This window comes from Candidatus Poriferisodalis sp. (assembly GCF_965198245.1).
Classification (GTDB): Bacteria; Actinomycetota; Acidimicrobiia; order Acidimicrobiales; family Poriferisodalaceae; genus Poriferisodalis.
Genome location: NZ_OZ240249.1, coordinates 237,591 through 254,364, shown reverse-complemented (window position 1 = coordinate 254,364; position 16,774 = coordinate 237,591). Strand labels below are relative to the sequence as shown.

Below are 16,774 nucleotides of genomic sequence, written 5' to 3'. Positions count from 1 at the left end.
TCGAGGAGGTACGGGTTGACAGTTCGGGCGCTCGAGAGCGCGTACATGGCTCTCGAAGAGGCGTACAACATCCTGCGAGGCGCCGTCGACAGCCAGCTTCTGAAGCTTCACGCGGCCAGAACTCTTATCCACCAAGACGCAGAGCGCGTCACCGACGAGGCCATACGTGATGACCTATCTTTCGGGCAATCGCTGGTCCCCGCCACCCATGTGTTTGGCGGGTCCGACTACGAAGACGATGGCGTGGCGTGCGACGCAGCAAAGCAGATGCTGGTGGCGACAGCCCGCGCTTTGCAGCTCCTCGCATCAAACGGATGCGCTGTCGAGACGGCACGAGTTGTGGGCCGCATCGCAGATGTTTGCAAGCTGGCGGAAGAGGATCTGACAAGCGTCATCGATCTGGTCCAAAGCGAAGACGCGCAGGCACCGGCGGCCGGCGGCGAAGTTCCCTTCGCCGCAGAGGAACTTGAGTATCGGTGGCAGGCCGTCGCACAAGTGCTCGAGGGCACCGAGGCTCGCCAGGGCGAATCAGAGCAGATCGCCGACGACTGAGTGCCCTAGCGGCCGATGGCCTTGGCCATGCGGGCGGTGGCCTCGTCGAGCATCGCTGGCGAGGTGGCGAAGTTGAGGCGCACATGGCCTGCGCCCTCCGGTCCGAAATCCAAACCCGAATTCAGGTACACCCCGCCCTTGTCCAAGAACACCGCGGACGGATCGTCGCCGAGGCCGAGTTCGGTGCAGTCGAACCAGGCCAGGTAGGTGGCATCAGGCGGGCGGTAGCGGACTTCGGGCAGACGCTCCGCCAGCAGATCGGCCAGCAGGTGGCGGTTGCGGTCAAGGCCCGCGACCAGCTCGTCGAGCCAGTCGAGCGCGTCGGTCCAGCCAGCCACGGTGGCCACTTGGCCCAGAATCCCGATGCCGCCGATGAGCCGCTTCGGGATGTCCGTTATCACCGGGCCGTAGCGTGATGACGCCGAATGCAGGAACGCCATCCGCAACCCCGCCATGTTGAAGGACTTGGTGGCCGCGGTCACGGTCACCGTTCGCTCCGAGGCCAGCTCGCTGACCGACGCCACCGGGATATGTCGGCGCGGCGCGTACACCAAGTCGCAGTGGATCTCGTCGGAGATCACGACCAGGTCGTGACGTTCGGCGATATCGACCACGGCGGCGATGTCGTCGGCGTCGAGCACCATGCCGCACGGGTTGTGGGGCTGGCACAGGATGACTGCGGTCACATCGGGGGCGCTCGCCGCTGATTCCAAGTGGTTGAGGTCGAGATGCCAGCCGTCGTCATCGCAGATCAGCGGGTCGGGCACCACCCGGCGGCCGTGTCCCTCCACGCTGGAAAAGAACGGCGGGTAGGCCGGGGTCTGGAAGATCACCCCGTCGCCGGACTCCGTGCAGTAGGTGATCGCCAGCTCGAGACCCTGGATGACGTCGTGCACGCGCACCGTGTCGGCCCCCTCGACCTGCCAGCCGAACGCCTCGCCCATGCGCTTCGCAAACACGTCGAGCACCGGGATCGGCTTGTCGTAGAAGTCGTAGCCCAGCCCGCCGGTGTCGACGCGTGCCTTGACGGCGTCCAGCACAACGTCGGGCAGCTCCAAGTCCATGTCGGCAACCCAGGCCGCCAGCACGTCAGGACCCTGCCGGCCCCACTTGATTCCCGGGCGGTTGCGAACTCGGTCAGCGTCCAAGTCGAAGATCACGGGGCGACCCTATGCGGCGAAGCGCCGCCGGGGCCCAATAGAGGCCCCTGTGGGGGACCTCGGGCTTAACAGAGCCCCCTGCGTTCAACCTCGGGCTCAATAGAGCCCGAGCATGCGGCCGGCCAGACCGACGACGGCCACGACGAGGACCGGGCGGATCACCCGCTCCCCGCCGCGTACGGCCAAGCGGGCACCCAGCCAGCCGCCGACGGCGAAGCCCACGGCAACGATGACGGCGAAACCCCAGTGCACCTGGTCGTTCAGGATGAACACCGGAACCGCCACGGCAGTCAGCACGGCGATCACCACCACCTTGACCGCGTTGGCATTCACCAGGTCCAGACCGGCGTGCGACAGCGCAAGCACCAAGATGAGGCCGACGCCCACCTGGAATGCGCCGCCGTACAGGCCGATCGCGAAGAACACCACAACGGTCAGCGCCCTCGGCCACACGATGTCGTCGCCACGCGCCTTCGGTGGACGCAGGCTCAGGATGAGCAACGGCACCATCAGGATTCCGAAGATGCGCTCGAATGCCGTGTCGCTGAGCAGGTTCGAGACCGCGTATGCACCAATCAAGGAGCCGACCAGGCTCGGTATGAGCACCGGCACGGCTTGGCCCAGACCCGATACGCCTTCACGGCGAAAACCGGCCACGGAAGCCACGTTCTGAGTCAGGACGCCGATGCGATTCGTGCCGTTCGCGACCAACCCGCCGAGGTCTCCGACCACCGTCAGCAGACTCACGGTCAACAACGACCCGCCGCCCGCCATGGCGTTCACCACGCCGGCCACCACGCCCGCACCAGCCACCAGCGCAATTTGCAGACTGTCCATCAGGACGAGCCCATCAGCCCTGCGTCTGTGCTGCGGGTCCGGGTGCCAGCTGGGTTGTCTGCTGTCGCAACAGGTGGTCGGCCAGCACGAGGCAGACCATCGCCTCCACCATCGGCACCGCCCGGGGCAGCACGCACGGATCGTGGCGGCCCCGAGCCGCCAGCACCGTGGGCTCACCGGCGCTGGTCACGGTCTTCTGCTCGCTCGCGATGGTGGCGGTGGGCTTGAAGGCGACGCGCAGCACGATGTCGGCCCCGTTGCTGATGCCGCCCTGGATGCCGCCGCTGCGATTGGTGACGGTGACCGGTCGCCCGTCGGGCCCCGGTGCGAATTCATCGTTGTGCTGGCGTCCGGTCATCAGCGTCCCGGCGAAGCCGCTGCCGATCTCGACGCCCTTCGCCGCCGGCAGTGACATCACCGCGCCGGTCAGCTCGGCGTCGAGCTTGTCGAACACGGGCTCTCCCAGCCCAGCCGGAACCCCACGCGCCACACAGGCCACGACGCCTCCCAGCGAGTCGCCGTCGCGCCGGGCCGCCTCGATGGCCTCGGTCATCCGGACCGCAGCGGCGGGATCGGGGCATCGGGTCGGGTCGGCCTCGACGTCGTCACGCATCAGCGCCGCGGGATCAACGTCGGCGTTGATGTCGCGCACCGAGCTGACCCAGCCCAGCACCTCGGTGCCGACCGTCGAGAGAATCCTGCGGGCGACGGCGCCTGCCGCCACCCGGCCGACGGTCTCGCGAGCAGAAGCCCGGCCGCCCCCCTGCCAATTGCGGATTCCGTACTTGGCCTCGGTGGTGAAGTCGGCGTGGCTGGGCCGGTACACGGCTGCCATGTCCGCATAGGCACCCGGCCGGGCATCGGTGTTCGCCACCGTCATGCCGATCGGCGTCCCCAGCGTCAGGCCCTCGAAGACACCCGAGTGGATCGTGACCCTGTCGGCTTCATCGCGCTGGGTGACCAGGCGGCTCTGGCCGGGACGGCGGCGATCCAGATCGACCTGCACATCGGCTTCGTTCAGCTCAATGCGCGCGGGGCAGCCGTCGATGATCACTCCCAGCGCTCCGCCATGGGATTCGCCGAAGGTGGTGACCGCGAAACGCTCCCCGAACGTGCTGCCGCCCATGGCAGAACCCTACGGCGGCGGTTGGCGCCCGACGCCGTTCTTTTTCCCGTGCAACCTGGGCGTGTGCCGCTCAGTCCGCCTTGTCGGAGTCGCTGTCGCCATCGCTGGGCCCCGACTGGCGCTGCTCGGCCAGGAACCTCTGGAACTCCTGTGCCAGATCGTCGCCGCTGGGCAGGTTTTCTTCGGCAGTGCGATCCGCTTCGGCTTCCAGCTGCTGGATGTACGACACGATCTCAGGGTCACGCGCCACTGCCTCGTTGACCCGCTGCTCCCAAGCCTGCACGCTGGAGTCCAGTTCGCTGTAGCCAGTCTTCACGCCGGTGACCGTCTCCACATGGGCCAGCAGCGCTCTCGTGCCCTTCGGGTTCGGCGGCCCGGCCACATAGTGCGGCACTCCCACGCGCAGCGACACCACCGGCAGCGACGCCTGGTCGAGCACGTCATGCAGCGTGCCGATGATGCCGGTTGGACCCTGGTAGGTCGGCCGGTCCAGACCCAGCCGGGCGGCCAGCTCGGCATTGGCCGCACTGCCCTTCACCGACGCGGTCCGCGAATGCGCCACGCCCGCGACCATCGCCCCGAGCGTCACCACCATCTCGCAACCCAGCTCGCTGGCGATCTCCACGACACCGGTGCAAAACGTGCGCCAGCGCATGCGCGGCTCGATGCCCGACAGGAGCACGAGATCGTGCGGCGGGGCAGCGGGCACCACATGGCACTCGATCTCCGGCCAGCGGATATGGCGCTCTCCGGTGGATGTGATCTCGATGTGGGGTCGGCTTTCCTGGAAGTCGAAGAATTCTTCTGGGTCGATGTGGCAGACGCGCCGGGCTTCGCTGCGGTCGCGGATCCACGACAGCGCACCAGTGGCGCACTCACCGGCGTCGAACCAGCCCTCGAACGCCACCAGCAGAAGCGGATGAGCCAGCTTTGGCGCGCCATCCCAGACGACTATCTGCCGCTTCGCGGCGTGATCAGCCCCATCGGTGGCATCACTGTGACCCATGACATCACTATGGCCCATAATCGACCCGATCGCGCCAGGAATTCGCGCTCAGTCAGCCCACCGCAGCAGCGAGATGCGCTCGGTTGATCCCAGCTCGATTGATTCGAGCGCCTTGTTCGATGCGAGGTACAGCCGGCCGGCGATCACTGCGCTCCCGGCAACTCGCGCCTCGTAGTCGACGTCGTACCAGCAATAGCGTTCGAAGGGGCCGACTTCCTCAGTGCCGTCGGGGCGGACCGTGATCTCTCGGGATTCGCGGCACTTGCGCAGCGGCGGGTCCGCATGACTGAAGCGGCCGAATTCAGACAGCTCGTCGTCAACGGTTGTGAGCGCCACGGCACCGAGAAACGGAGGATCACCTTCGTTCTCGTCGTTCGGGTACTGGTTCATGGGCAGCACCGCGAGACCGGTTGGGGGCCAGTACAGGAACGCGAGCGCATCGAATTCCACCTGGCTGCGGCCACCCGGCGCTGTCCACTGGGCGATGCGTTTGGGCCGATCCAAATCAGAAATATCGAACAGCGACACCTGGGTGCCGAGAGTTCGGCCTTCTTCGTCGGCGTCCTGGCCGACGCCGAGCAACCGGTCGGCGCCGACCGGATGCAGATAGGCCGAATAGCCGTGAATCTTGAGTTCGCCCCGCACCGTCGGCAAAGCTGGGTCAGTCAGGTCGATGATGTACAGCGGATCCGTCTGGCGGAACGTCACCACCGCAGCGATGTCACCCAGGTACCGCACCGCAAAGATCCGCTCGCCGACGCCGAGCCCGCCGATCTGACCGACTTGGGACAGGCCGCCGGCGTCAACGGCGAACACCGTCACGAGGCTCTCAGAGTCGGGCCCACCCTCGAAGCGCCACGGCGGGATCGTCGTGGTCGCGATCCTCAGGTGGCCCTCATGGGAGGACATCGAGTACTGGTTCAGCGCGGTGCCGGTCACCGTCGCCGACCCGACGTAGTGGCTCGAGAGCACATCGCCGGTGTCGAAGACGTGGATCTCGGTCTCGGCGAGCGTGCCGTCATCGGGACCCTGTGGCTGGGTATGCCAGTTGAACCATCGGGTCGTCGTCACGTACAGGTGCTCCGGCGAGGCGTACACGGTGCTGCCGTCCGACATGATCGACGTAGTGTCCAACGACCCCTCCAGGCCGTCTGCAGCGATGTCGATCGTGGTGACGCTCAGCGTGCCCGGGCCTGAGTAGTGAGCGGGAGCCCAGACGCGGTCGCACTGGACAAGGCGACCGAACACAAGGGTCGCGCTGGCGGAATCGGACAAGTTGTAGCGCGGAAGCCAATGATCGACCGTGGTGCTGGCGACGACCTCCCGGTTCGTCTTGGCTGCCTGCTCCTCAGCGGTTCTGCCAACCTCTCGCGGGACAGCCCACGGGATGGCACGCGGCCTCGAGCTGGTAACGATGCGCACAACGCCCTCGGTCATTCGGGCGCTGACGTAGTTGCCTTCGATACTCAGCCGCCGCACGATCGACGGGGTCGAGCCAGCCAAGTCGATCTCGACAACCTCGGTCGTGGGGCCCCAGTCGGGTTCCGGCGCGACAGGAATCGCTGCGAGGGCACCGTCAGCATCGCGCTCGAGCGGCACGATGACGTCCCAGCGCGATGAGAACACGAACACCCGATTACCGTGCAGCAGCAGTCTCGAGCCCCAGTGATCGCCGAGCGTCAGCGACGCGACCAGCTCAGGCTCAGCGCCGGTCACGTCCACGACATGCACCCGGTTCTCGCTCGCGAAGACGATTCGCTCGCCGTCGGTCTTGAGCACGTCGGGTTCGTCGATGCCCGCTTCTTGCACGTTGGAGGTGCTGAAGTCGACGCCTGCCTGCAATGACGCGAAGTCGCCCGAGGCCGCTTCGTCAACGGCAATCGCGCCCTCCTCGAGGCGCTCCCCCTCGATGCCGAAGCCGTCGCCAAGGCCCCACGGGCCGACGGCTTGCGCCGCGTTCGCATGGACATAGTCGAGCAAAGGGCCACAGTCGCTGAACCGCTCCAACGACGCAGTCTGTGCGCCGTCCGCCTCGCGCTGGCGCCTCAGCCGTTCCTCCGCCTCGCGACGCCTTCGTTCCTCTTCGACGCGTTGTCGCTCTTCTTCAGCCGCAATGCGTTCCTGCTCAGAAACCTCGCCAGACGAATCGTCATTGACGCCGGCGTCTCCCGCAGCAGTGTCTAAAGCGTCATCGCTCGGCATCTCGGCGTCGGGGTCCTCAGTAGTGGGCGCGTCAGGTTGCTCACCGTCGGTTGCCGTCGACGGGCTCGTTGTGGGCGCAGCGGAATCTCCGGCCGGAGCATCGGCGGAGTCGCTGGTGCAAGCGGCCGCAAACAGCCCCGCGGTGAGGAGCACGATCAGCAGTCGGCCAGACATCGGCTTCGATGCATGACGCATCTTCGAGTGGGTCATCACAGAGACAGAGTCATTGCGGCGGATTGACGTTCCGACGCCATCGTTACAGTTCGGTGTCAGCGATCCGGACGCAGCGACGACCCGCTGAGTGGTCCGGCCGGGTGGTCAGGCCGGGTCAGGGTCATTGCCGTCGGTGTCGTAGAGGCCGTTGCGGCCGAGCCGCACGAGCAGTTCCTCGGTGCTCCACGGCAGCATCGTGGCGCCGCAGCGGGCATCTCGGTAGTGCTGTTCGAGCCTGCCCGGTCGCAGCAACGACCGGCCGCCGCAGGTGCGCAGTGCCAGCGACGCCATCTCGGGGGCGCTCTCCATCGTGGTGATCGTCGCCACCTGGGCACGGCGCAGCTGTTCAGGGCCGGGGTCCGCGCAGATTTCGCCGAGCACGCGGTAGGTCATCGCCTGCGCTCGGTCGTAGATGAGCTGCAGCTGCGCCCAGCCGGTCTGCTTGATCGGGTGATCCCGAGACGCCTTCACACCGGACTCGCCGCGCAGATAGGTCCGCGTGGTGTCCAGGATGGCTCGCATCAGCCCCAGGTAGCTGAACGACAGGCTCATGTAGAACTGCGGGAAGCGCGACACCATCGCGTTGAACATCCCGGGTGGCAGCACTTCGTTCGCAGCCGGCACGAACACGTTGTCCATCAGCAGCGTGCGCGAGTCGGTGCCGCGCATCCCCAGCGGATCCCAGTCGCCCACGATCTCGACGCCTTCACCGTCGGCGGGCACGCCCAGCAGGCGAAGGTGGGGATCGCCCTCCACCACGGCGAGCACGTTGTGCCGGTGTGCCGCGCCGCTCAGCGAGGCGAAGATCTTGCGGCCGGTCACCACATAGCCGCCGTCGGTCACCACAGCAATGGTGCTGAAACCTGCGCGAGCCCCCGGTGCCTGTCCCTCGGAGAAGGGCTGGGAGTGGATGGTGCCGTCGTGGATCATGCCGTGCCACAACTGCGGCCGATTCGCTTCGAGGTGGGCAGCCATCCGCCCGTCGGGATCCAACGCGCGGCCGTTGGGGCCGGCGAGCAGCGATTCCGCAATCGGTCCGGCCAGCAGCGCCGTCGCGGTATGCATGTTGAACGTCAACGCGGTCGTTGCGCAGTGCCGTCCCATCTCCTCGGCCACCAGCGCGTAGCCCACGAAATCCGCGCCGAGGCCGCCGGCAGACTTCGGGACGCACAGGCCCAAGAACCCGGCGTCGGCCAGGTCAGCCCAGTTGCGATGCGGGAAGCTGGCGTCGCGGTCGTGCTCTGCGGCACGCTCGCCAAACGCAGGACCCAATTTCGCCACCCGGGCGACCAATTCCGCTCGGTCGGGCGTCAGCAGTACGTCACTCATCGCTCTCACCCTTGCATTTGTCAGCGTTTGCTCCCAAGCGGTGGTGGGCCGTAGCCCCCGCCGCCCGGTGTGTGGATCTCCATGACATCGCCCGCATCCACTTCGACGCGGGCGCACCCAGCCAGCTCAGTCACGGCGCCATCGGATCGCTCCAGCAGATTCCGGCCGAGGGCGCCGGGCCGGCCGCCGGCGACACCGAATGGCTCGATCCGCCGACGCGAGCTGAGCAGGTTGACCGTCATTGCCTCGCCGAAGCGCAGCCGGCGCACCACGCCGTCGCCGCCCCGGTTCGCCCCTGCGCCGCCCGAGCCCCGCCGCACCTCAAACCGCTCCAGCAGCACCGGGTGGCGCTGTTCGAGGATCTCAGGGTCGGTGAGACGGGTGTTGGTCATGTGGGTATGCACCGCATCGGCGCCGGGCCGGCGCGCAGTGGCCCCCGCGCCACCGCAGATCGTCTCGTAGTACTGGTGCTGCGCATTGCCCCAGATGAAGTTGTTCATCGTGCCCTGCGAGGCCGCCACCACGCCGAGGGCGCCGAACAGCGCATCGGTGATCTGCTGGGACGTCTCGACGTTGCCGGCGATGACCGCTGCAGGCGGATGCGGCGACAGCATCGAGGGATCAGGCACGACGAGTTCCAGAGGGCGCAGGCAGCCCGCATTGAGCGGAATGGCGTCGTCGACCATGCAGCGGAACACGTACAACACCGCCGACCGGCAGACCGCCGTGGGTGCATTGAAGTTGCCAGGGTGCTGCCCGCTGGTCCCGGTGAAGTCGACGACAGCTCCCCGTGCCGAGCGATCCACCGAGATGCGAACGCAGATGACGCTGCCGTCATCGAGTTCGAGCTGATAGCTGCCCCGATAGTTGCTATTGCCTAGAGCGTCGATCACCCGCCGCACCATCTCTTCGGCGTTGTCGGCGACATGGCTCATATAGGCGTGCACGACCTCGAGCCCGTAGTAGTCGACGATCCGTGCCAGCTCGGCGGCGCCGCGCTCGCAGGCGGCGACCTGGGCTCGCAGGTCGGCGATGTTCTGATCGGGGTTGCGGGCCGGCCACGGGCCGCTGGCGAGCACGTCGCGGACCTGCTCTTCGAGAAAGCGGCCCCCGGCCACGATCTGGAGGTTGTCGAGGACGAGCCCTTCCTCGTCGATGGTGGTCGAGTCAGCGGGCGCCGAACCGGGCACGCAGCCGCCGATGTCGGCATGGTGGCCGCGGGAGGCCACATAGAAGATCCGATCCGTGCCTGAGGCATCGAACACGGGCCGCACGACGGTCACGTCAGGCAGGTGGGTGCCGCCGTTGTACGGGTTGTTCAGGACGTACACGTCACCGGGCGACATCGTCGGGTTCTGGGTGATGACCGTGCGGATGGACTCGCTCATCGAGCCCAAGTGCACCGGCAGGTGCGGCGCGTTGGCGACGAGCTGGCCGGCGGTGTCGAAGAGCGCGCAGCTGAAGTCGCGCCGCTCCTTGATGTTCACCGACACCGCGGTGTGCTCGAGCACAACGCCCATCTGCTCGGCGATGTTCATGAACAGGTTGTTGAAGATCTCGAGCTGCACCGGATCGACGCTGGTGCCGATCGCGACCCGTGACGGTCGAGCCACGACACGTTCGAGCACGAGATCGCCGCGGTCGGTGATCGTGCCCTGCCAGCCCGGTTCGATCACGGTGGTGGCGTTCGGTTCGACGATGACCGCGGGGCCAGCCATGACTGCTCCGGGGGCCAGCGCGGTGCGGTCCCAGAAGGGTGTGTCGTACTGAGCACAGCCCGGCGGGGCTTCCGCGCTCATATAGGTGGGGTGCGTGGCCAACAGCGCCTCACGGTCACCCTCGGGCGGAGTCGCCGGAGGCGGATCGACTGCCTGGCCGCGGGCTTCGATGTGCAGTGCGTCAACCACCAACGCCTGATCTGGTGCGCTGAACCCGAATCTCGTCCGGTGTACTGCTGCGAATTCGCTCGCTACCTCGTCGGCTGAGCCCAGAAGCACTTCGAGCGTCGTGTCAGAACCGCGGTAGCGAACTGCCAGACGCCCGGTGACATCGATGCGGTCCTGCGACACCCCCGCAGCGGCCACAGCCTCGACTGCGGTCGGGCTGGCTGCGGCGAGCCGCCGATGCAGCGCGTCGATGAGCTCGCTGTCCAGCGAGGCCTCGATCGGCTCAGCGCGCAACTCGGTGACGTCAGCCAGCCCGATGCCCAGCGCGGACAGCACCCCAGCGTGGGGATGGATGAGGATCGTGGTGATGCCGAGCCGATCTGCCACCCGGCAGGCGTGCTGGCCGCCGGCGCCGCCGAAGCAGACCAGCGTGTAGGCGGTGATGTCGTGGCCCCGCTCGGTGCTGATCTTGCGGATCGCGTTGGACATGTTCTCCGCCGCGATCTCGCCGTACCCGAAGGCCACCTCGGCAGCGATGCGCTGCACGCCGGTGGCCTGCGCGATCTGGGCGGCCAGCTCGGCAATGCCATCGGCGGCGGCAGCCACGTCGAGCGACTGCGTCCCGTCAGGGCCGAACAGCGACGGGAAGAACTCGGGCCGGATCACGCCCAGGGTGACGTTAGCGTCGGTGAGGGCAAGCGGGCCGCCGTTGCCGTAGCTCGCCGGTCCGGGGTCGGCGCCGGCCGATTCGGGACCGACACGCAAGCGGCTGCCGTCGAAGGTGAGCAGCGACCCGCCTCCAGCCGCCACCGTGTGCATGTCGATGATGGGAGTGCGCACGCGGATGCCCGCCACCTCGGTCTCGTTGGCCCGCTCGAACTCGCCGGCAAAGTGCGAGACGTCGGTTGACGTGCCGCCCATGTCGAAGCCGATGAGCTGGGAGAAACCCGCCGCCCCGGCGGTGCGCGCCATGCCTACGACACCGCCGGCTGGTCCCGACAGCAGCGCATCGCGGCCGGTGAATCGACGAGCATCGGCCAGGCCGCCATTCGACTGCATGAACTGCAGCTGCGGACCCTCCGCCGACGCCACAGCGTCGCTGTTTCCGATCCTCGACGCCACAGCGTCGCTGTTTCCGATCCTCGACGCCACAGCGTCGCTGTTTCCGATCCTCGACGCCACAGCGTCGACGTAGCTGCGCAAGATCGGCGACAGGTAGGCGTCCGCAACGGTGGTGTCGCCCCGGGGGACGATCTTGACGAGCGGGTCAACCTCATGGCTGACCGAGACCTGCTCGAAGCCGATTTTGCGGGCTGCAGCGGCTAAGGCCGCTTCATGATCGGGGTAGCGATAGCCGTGTACCAGCACGATCGCGACTGCAGTCATGCCGCGCTCACGTGCCGCAGTCATGCCAGCGACGGCAGCGGGCAGGTCCAACTCTCGCAGCACTGTGCCGTCGGCAGCGATGCGCTCAGAGACCTCAAGCACCTCGGCGTAGAGCATCTCGGGCAGGACGATGTCGAGCTTGAACAGGTGCGGGCGGGTCTGGTACCCGATGCGCAGCACGTCGCCGAACCCTGCGGTCGTCACGAACAGCGTCGGCACGCCACGCCGTTGCAGGAGCGCATTGGTGGCGACCGTGGTGCCCATCTTCACGGACCTGATCCGCTCGGGTGGCAGCGGTTCGCCCCGCGGCACGCCGAGCAGGTCCGCGATGGCGGTGGTGGCAGCGTCGTCGTAGCGGCGCGAGTCCTCGCTCAGCAGCTTGTGCGTGACGAGGCTGCCGTCGGGACGGCGGGCCACGACGTCGGTGAACGTGCCCCCTCGGTCGACCCAGAAGTCCCAGCCATCCGGCGATTGGCTCATCTGTTGACCCTAGGTGTCGTCACCTCAGCGGTCCGCGGCACGGCTGTTGTCTCGCTCAGTCGGGAACGACCGCTGTAGCGATGATCTCGACCATGGCTGCGGGCTCGAACAGGGCGGTCGTGCCGAGCACTGCCATCGCCGGGAAATGACGATCGAGGTGCTCGCGGTGGGCGGCACCCACCCCACGGCGGTCGTCACGGTACGCCTGCACGTCGGTGGCATACACGACGAGCGACACGATGTGGTGGGCTTCGCCGCCGGCGTGTGCCAGCGCCTCGACGACGTTGCCCAGCGCCACGTCGTACTGCTCGGCGAACGTGTCGCCGACGACGGTTCCGGTCGGGTCCGAAGAAATCTGCCCGGCGATGTAGACGGTTCGCCCGTCCGCGGGGACGACGGCGTGGGCGAAGCCGGGGGACGGCGCCATGGAATCCGGACTGATCAGCCGGTGCGGTGTGGTCATGTCATCGTCCCTTCCAGTTCGGCGTTTCCGAGGCCCCGAACGCACGGTGGAACTCGGCATGATCCTCGGTGCGCATCAGCAGCGCCTGGGTCATGGCTTCGAACTCGATCGCTGCAGCGAGGCTCATGTCGGCCTCGCGGCTGATCAGCAGCTTCGTGGCCCGGTACGCGAGCCGAGGCCCGTCTGCGAGCCGGCGGGCGAGCGCGGTGCACTCCTCGAGCAGGTCGTCGGGATCGACCACCCGGTTCGCAAGCCCGATCTCGACTGCATCGGCAGCAGAGACAGGATCGCCGAACATGAGGATCTCGGTGGCGCGGCCGTGGCCGACCAGCCGGGGCAGCAGGTAGGCCGAGCCCATGTCGCCTCCGGAGAGGCCGACCTTGGTGAACAGGAAGCGGAACGTAGCCCCCCGCACACAGATGCGGAAGTCCGACGCCAGCGCGATCACCGCGCCGGCCCCGGCGGCAGTGCCGTTGACGGCCGCAATGATCGGGATCGCGCACTCGCGCATGTTCTGAACGACTGCACCGGTCATGTGAGTGAACTCGAGCAGGCGGGCGGGATCGAACCTCACCAATTCGCCGATGATCTCGTCGACGTCGCCGCCAGAGCAGAAGCCCCGTCCCTGACCGGTGATGACGATGGCGTCGATGTCGCCGCGCAGCGGCGCTTCCCGGAACAGGTCGCGCAGGTCGGCGTACACATCGAAGGTGAGCGAGTTGAGCGTTTCCGGGCGCTGGAGCGTGATCGTGGCAACCCGGTCATCCACAGAGACGTCGAAGTGCTCCCAGACATCGGTGAACCCAGCAGATGCGCGGAACGTCATGTCGGCGCTCCGTCGAGCACGATCTCTTGACCGTTGCGGCCTGACTCCACAAGCGCCATCACTGCGTCGACCACCTCGACAATCTCGATGATCCGTCCATGGGGTGTGGCCTTGGCGAGTGCCGCCTCGGCATCCGCGAGGTTCTTGCCGGTCTTTTCCGCGATGTTCGCGATGGTGGCAACGGTCATCTCGGTGCGGACGAAGGTCGGGCACACCGTGTTGGCCGTGACACCGGTTCCCGCAGCCTCAGCCGCAACGACCCGCATCAGGCCCATGACGGCATGCTTGGACGCTGAGTATGCGGCGATGTACTTGTCGCCCTCGACGCCGGCGGTCGACGCAACGGTCACGATCCGGCCAGCGCCGCGCTCCAGCATCCCGTCGATGATCGCTCGGGTGCACAGGAACGCCCCGGTCGCATTGACGGCCAGGCTGTGATTCCACTGTGCGAGCGTCGTGCGCCCCAGCCGATTCGACGACGAGATGCCGGCGTTGTTGATGAGGATGTCGACCGGGCCGATGTCGGAGAATGTCGAGGTCACCTGCTCTTCATCGGTCACGTCGCAGATGCGAGCCGCGATGCCCGGCAGCGGCTCCGCGGCCTCCGACGTCGCCAGCGCGGTGACATCGTGGCCAGCAGCGGCGAGCCGCAGGCTGACGGCTCGACCGATCCCGCGTGTGCCGCCAGTGACCACGGCCGTGCTCATGGCGTGCCCCCGCTGCGATTCAGTCGACCAGGCAAGCCCCGGTAGTTGGCGGCGATGTCGGGCATCGTCAGAACTATACTACGTTCTTGAATATCGCAAAATGTCCGCTATTTCCCAAATGCATCGAATCCGTATGCGCTGATGTCGTGCTCGAAAGCTGGTGACGTGGCAGCTGTGGCCTCGCCTGAACGGATCCGGCGGTTGCCGACAAGCCGGGAGCGGACACCCCGATGAAGATTGCGTGCATCGGCGGAGGCCCGGCCAGCCTCTTCTTCAGCATCCTGATGAAGCAGCAGGATCCGAGCCACGACATCACCGTGTACGAGCGCAATCGCCGCGGCGACACGTTCGGGTTCGGCGTGGTGTTCTCCGACGAGACCCTGGCCAACATCGCCGAGTCCGACTCATATGCCATCGCAGCAATCGAATCGGAGTTCCGCCATTGGGGTGCGATGGACGTCTACTACCGCGGCCGGACCATCTCCTCCGACGGTCACGGCTTCGCCGCGATTTCTCGGGTGCGCCTGCTCGAGATCCTGACCTGCCGGGCGACCGAGCTCGGCGTCTGCGTCAAGTTCGAAACCGAGGCTGACGTCGACGCCTTGAGGGACGACGTCGACCTCGTAGTTGCCGGCGATGGCATCAACAGCGGCACGCGCTCGCGCTACGCATCCCAGCTGCGGCCCACGATCAGCCAGGGATCCGCGAAGTACATCTGGACAGCAACCGACGCGCCCTTCGACCGGTTCACGTTCATCTTCGAAGATCTTGTCTTCGAAGACATCAGACACAGCGAAGATCTTGTCTTCGAAGACATCGGACACAGCGAAGACACCCCGCACAGTGCGGTGCAGGCGCACATCTATCCCTACAACGACACGCGTTCGACGTTCATCGTCGAGATGGCCGAAGCAACCTGGGAACGGGCACAGCTCGGCGGCCACGACGCCGGGTTGGCCCTTGGCGAATCCGACCAACATGCCCTGGAGTGGTGCAGCCGGCTCTTCGCCCGCCACCTCGGAGGACGTCCGCTTATCGGCAACAACTCAAAGTGGATCAGCTTCCCCCGAGTCTCGTGCGAATCGTGGGTGGTGAACAACGTCGTACTGCTGGGCGATGCCGCCCACACGGCCCATTACTCGGTCGGCAGCGGCACCAAGATGGCGCTGGAAGACGCCATCGCACTCGCCGACGCCATGGCCGCGGCCTCCGATGTGGCCACCGCGCTCAAGAACTTCGAGGCGGAGCGACGGCCACAGATCGAGAGCTTGCAGCGGGCCGCGGCGACCAGCGAGGACTGGTTCGCACACGTCGACCACCACCGCCAGCGTCCCTTCGAGCAGTTTGCCTTCTCGCTGTTCACGAGGTCGCAGCGGGTCACTTACGACAACCTGCGCGAGCGGGACGCCGGCTACCTCGACGAGACCTTGCACTGGTTCGCATCCCAGCAGCCGCCCTCCGCCCGGCCGTCGACGCCGGGCACACCGCCGATCTTCTACCCGTTCGCGCTGCGTGACGTGACGTTCGGAAACCGCATTGGCGTGTCGCCGATGGCGCAGTACAGCGCTGTCGATGGCATGCCGAACGACTGGCACAAGGTGCACCTGGGCAGCCGCGCCGTCGGAGGCGCCGCTCTGGTGATGACCGAGATGACCTGTACGTCGCCCGAGGCCCGCATCACGCCTGGATGCACCGGGATCTGGAACACCCCCCAGGCCGAGGCCTGGGCCGGGATAACCGGGTTCGTGCACACCTTCACCGAAGCCAAGATCGGCCTTCAGATCGGCCACGCGGGACGCAAGGGTTCAACAAAGGTGCCATGGGAGGGCGAAGACGTACCGCTCGATTCCGACAACTGGCCGCTGGTGTCAGCCTCTCCGCTGCGATACCGCGGCGGCAGCCAGATGCCAGCGGAGATGTCATACGAGCAGATGGACGCCGTACTCGACGACTTCGTGGCTGCAACCCATCGAGCAGCCGACGCCGATTTCGACTTGGTGGAAGTCCATGCTGCGCACGGCTACCTCCTGTCGTCGTTCCTGTCGCCAGCGACGAACCGGCGCGGCGACGACCACGGCGGCACGCTCGAGAATCGGGCGCGGTTCCCGCTGCGTGTCATCGAAGCGGTGCGGGAGGCCTGGCCCCACGCCAAGCCGCTGTCGGTGCGGGTCTCGGCCACCGACTGGGTGGAGGGCGGGTTCAGCCGCTCCGAGGCCATCGAGCTGAGTCACATGGCAAAGGACTGCGGCGTGGACATCATCGACGTCTCGACCGGTCAGGTTGATCCCGACGGCGCGCCGGCGTATGGGCGCCTGTATCAGACGCCGTTTGCCGAGGCGATCCGCAACGCGGTCGGCATCCCGACGATGGCAGTGGGTGCCATCTCCAGCATCGATGACGTCAACACCGTGCTCATGGCCGGCAGGGCCGACATCTGCCTCATCGCCCGCGGGCATCTCGTCGACCCCTACTGGACCCTCAACGCCGCGATCGATCTCGGGCGCAGCGAGCAGCCGTGGCCCATCCAGTACTGGCCCGGCCGCACGAGCCGCCGCCGCGAACAGGTGCCAGACGCACTCATCGACCGCGACCTGCGCTGAC

12 protein-coding genes are annotated in these 16,774 nt (G+C 66.9%); 2 read left to right on the top strand and 10 right to left on the bottom strand.

Going from position 1 to position 16,774, the window contains the following annotated elements:
* The first annotated feature begins 15 nt into the window (after positions 1-15).
* A complete protein-coding gene (locus ACOCMM_RS01375) occupies positions 16-552 on the top strand; it encodes a hypothetical protein (RefSeq protein ID WP_419551419.1) in 537 nt (178 codons plus the stop codon).
* A 5-nt stretch (positions 553-557) separates the two neighbouring features.
* Here ACOCMM_RS01375 and ACOCMM_RS01370 read toward each other — a convergent pair whose 3' ends face one another.
* The 10 genes from ACOCMM_RS01370 to ACOCMM_RS01325 form a co-directional block, all read right to left on the bottom strand.
* Complete coding sequence (locus ACOCMM_RS01370; RefSeq protein ID WP_419551418.1) at positions 558-1,712, bottom strand: MalY/PatB family protein; 1,155 nt, start codon at positions 1,710-1,712, stop codon at positions 558-560.
* A 96-nt stretch (positions 1,713-1,808) separates the two neighbouring features.
* Complete coding sequence (locus ACOCMM_RS01365; protein ID WP_419551417.1) at positions 1,809-2,549, bottom strand: sulfite exporter TauE/SafE family protein; 741 nt, start codon at positions 2,547-2,549, stop codon at positions 1,809-1,811.
* A 13-nt stretch (positions 2,550-2,562) separates the two neighbouring features.
* Positions 2,563-3,675, bottom strand: a complete 1,113-nt coding sequence (gene aroC, locus ACOCMM_RS01360) for a chorismate synthase (protein ID WP_419551416.1) — start codon at positions 3,673-3,675, stop codon at positions 2,563-2,565.
* 70 nt (positions 3,676-3,745) lie between these two features.
* Positions 3,746-4,681 carry a PAC2 family protein gene (locus tag ACOCMM_RS01355; protein ID WP_419551415.1) on the bottom strand — a complete coding sequence of 312 codons (936 nt, stop codon included), beginning with the start codon at positions 4,679-4,681 and terminating at the stop codon, positions 3,746-3,748.
* A gap of 48 nt (positions 4,682-4,729) precedes the next feature.
* Positions 4,730-7,057 (bottom strand): beta-propeller domain-containing protein, encoded by a 2,328-nt coding sequence (locus ACOCMM_RS01350; protein WP_419551414.1) that lies wholly within the window; start codon positions 7,055-7,057, stop codon positions 4,730-4,732.
* Between the two features lie 144 nt (positions 7,058-7,201).
* Positions 7,202-8,425 (bottom strand): acyl-CoA dehydrogenase family protein, encoded by a 1,224-nt coding sequence (locus ACOCMM_RS01345; protein WP_419551413.1) that lies wholly within the window; start codon positions 8,423-8,425, stop codon positions 7,202-7,204.
* A 20-nt stretch (positions 8,426-8,445) separates the two neighbouring features.
* A complete protein-coding gene (locus ACOCMM_RS01340) occupies positions 8,446-12,177 on the bottom strand; it encodes a hydantoinase B/oxoprolinase family protein (protein ID WP_419551412.1) in 3,732 nt (1,243 codons plus the stop codon).
* 55 nt (positions 12,178-12,232) lie between these two features.
* Positions 12,233-12,640, bottom strand: a complete 408-nt coding sequence (locus tag ACOCMM_RS01335) for a RidA family protein (RefSeq protein ID WP_419551411.1) — start codon at positions 12,638-12,640, stop codon at positions 12,233-12,235.
* A gap of 1 nt (position 12,641) precedes the next feature.
* Positions 12,642-13,466: an enoyl-CoA hydratase family protein gene (locus ACOCMM_RS01330; protein ID WP_419551410.1), complete on the bottom strand. Its 825-nt coding sequence runs from the start codon at positions 13,464-13,466 to the stop codon at positions 12,642-12,644.
* On the bottom strand, positions 13,463-14,173 hold the full coding sequence (locus tag ACOCMM_RS01325; RefSeq protein WP_419551409.1) for an SDR family NAD(P)-dependent oxidoreductase: 711 nt from the start codon (positions 14,171-14,173) through the stop codon (positions 13,463-13,465). Before ACOCMM_RS01325 ends, ACOCMM_RS01330 begins: the two co-directional genes overlap by 4 nt.
* A 230-nt stretch (positions 14,174-14,403) precedes the next feature.
* On the opposite strand from ACOCMM_RS01325, the gene ACOCMM_RS01320 reads away from it, so the two are divergent.
* Positions 14,404-16,773, top strand: coding sequence for an FAD-dependent monooxygenase (locus tag ACOCMM_RS01320; RefSeq protein WP_419551408.1), 2,370 nt, complete (start codon positions 14,404-14,406; stop codon positions 16,771-16,773).
* Position 16,774 lies beyond the last annotated feature (1 nt).

Excerpts from the sequence above, each read along its gene's own strand:
- ACOCMM_RS01345 (WP_419551413.1), bottom strand. The coding sequence starts at position 8,425 with ATGAGTGACGTACTGCTGACGCCCGACCGAGCGGAATTGGTCGCCCGG.
- ACOCMM_RS01325 (WP_419551409.1), bottom strand. The coding sequence starts at position 14,173 with ATGAGCACGGCCGTGGTCACTGGCGGCACACGCGGGATCGGTCGAGCC.
- ACOCMM_RS01355 (WP_419551415.1), bottom strand. The coding sequence starts at position 4,681 with ATGGGTCACAGTGATGCCACCGATGGGGCTGATCACGCCGCGAAGCGG.
- aroC (WP_419551416.1), bottom strand. The coding sequence starts at position 3,675 with ATGGGCGGCAGCACGTTCGGGGAGCGTTTCGCGGTCACCACCTTCGGC.
- ACOCMM_RS01330 (WP_419551410.1), bottom strand. The coding sequence starts at position 13,466 with ATGACGTTCCGCGCATCTGCTGGGTTCACCGATGTCTGGGAGCACTTC.
- ACOCMM_RS01335 (WP_419551411.1), bottom strand. The coding sequence starts at position 12,640 with ATGACCACACCGCACCGGCTGATCAGTCCGGATTCCATGGCGCCGTCC.
- ACOCMM_RS01350 (WP_419551414.1), bottom strand. The coding sequence starts at position 7,057 with ATGTCTGGCCGACTGCTGATCGTGCTCCTCACCGCGGGGCTGTTTGCG.
- ACOCMM_RS01365 (WP_419551417.1), bottom strand. The coding sequence starts at position 2,549 with ATGGACAGTCTGCAAATTGCGCTGGTGGCTGGTGCGGGCGTGGTGGCC.
- ACOCMM_RS01320 (WP_419551408.1), top strand. The coding sequence starts at position 14,404 with ATGAAGATTGCGTGCATCGGCGGAGGCCCGGCCAGCCTCTTCTTCAGC.
- ACOCMM_RS01340 (WP_419551412.1), bottom strand. The coding sequence starts at position 12,177 with ATGAGCCAATCGCCGGATGGCTGGGACTTCTGGGTCGACCGAGGGGGC.